The sequence below is a fragment of the Pontibacter beigongshangensis genome, assembly GCF_014332515.1.
Lineage (GTDB): Bacteria > Bacteroidota > Bacteroidia > Cytophagales > Hymenobacteraceae > Pontibacter > Pontibacter beigongshangensis.
This window is the reverse complement of sequence record NZ_VFSD01000058.1, coordinates 1-996: the sequence shown is the minus strand read 5'-3', so window position 1 is coordinate 996 and position 996 is coordinate 1. Positions and strand designations below refer to the sequence as shown.

Annotated in this window: 1 protein-coding gene; it reads left to right on the top strand. The window is 46.8% G+C overall.

Annotation, left to right across the window (positions count from 1 at the left end):
- Window positions 1–138 precede the first annotated feature (138 nt).
- Window positions 139–981 carry a transposase family protein gene (locus tag FJM74_RS22075; protein WP_187264817.1) on the top strand — a complete coding sequence of 281 codons (843 nt, stop codon included), beginning with the start codon at window positions 139–141 and terminating at the stop codon, window positions 979–981.
- Window positions 982–996: the final 15 nt, after the last annotated feature.

Here is a 996-nt window from a genome sequence, read left to right as displayed (position 1 = left end):
TAGAGGTTATTCTGAAAATATAGTAGTAGGAACAAAACAGAGCGGCTAGCCCTTTATTTTAGTATGCAAACTACTAATAATAAACAGCCAAACCGCTCCGAATATTTATCCTTAACGAGTCTTCAGCCGGAAGAGTTTATGACATTACTTTATGAATTTGGTCCGCTCTGTAAGCAGTATTTCCAGCATCATGACCTGGAGGGAAATCCCCGCAGGATTCCAAAGTTTGCAGAAGATGCCCGCTGTAGCCTGGCTGGCAGCTTTAATAAGTTGCTCTTTCTGCTCACCTATCTTAAGGAGAACCCGCGCCAACACTACCATGGCAAGTTGTGGGGCATGAAACAACCTCGGGTAAGTAAGTGGGTAAAACTGCTCTTACCCTTGCTCGAGCAGGCGCTGTCCCGCCTGCGGGTGCTGCCAAAGCGCTTTGGCAGCCAACTCTACGCCTTCCTGCTCTCCTTCACGCGCTTTGTGCTACTGATGGATGCCACGGAGCGGCATATACCGCGTTCTGTGGACTATGAGCGGCAAAAGCACGAGTATAGTGGCAAGAAGAAGATGCATACGGTCAAAAACAACTTGATAACTGACCAGCGGGGTAAGATCTTGTTCTTAAGCAGCACCTACCCCGGCAGCGTGCATGACAAAACGATAGCAGACCATGCAGGCCATCAATTCCCGGACCATACAGTGCTGGTGGAGGACTTGGGATACCTTGGTTACGGGCCAGAGAATGTGAGCGTCCTGATTCCAAACAAGAAGCCTAAAAACGGGGAACTCTCCAAAGAGGAGAAGCTAGATAACAGGCATATTAGCCAGATTAGAATACCCGTTGAGCATGTGATGTCGGGTGTAAAACGACTCAACATCGCAAAAGAGAAAATAAGAATTCGGGTAAAAGATGCCCGGGATAAAATAATGATGGTGGCTTGTGGTTTACACAACCTCAGAAATACCCTTAGAAAAAACTGTAACAATTAATCAGAATAACCTCTA

Coding starts and splice junctions, on each gene's coding strand:
- FJM74_RS22075 (WP_187264817.1), top strand. CDS start 139: ATGACATTACTTTATGAATTTGGTCCGCTCTGTAAGCAGTATTTCCAG.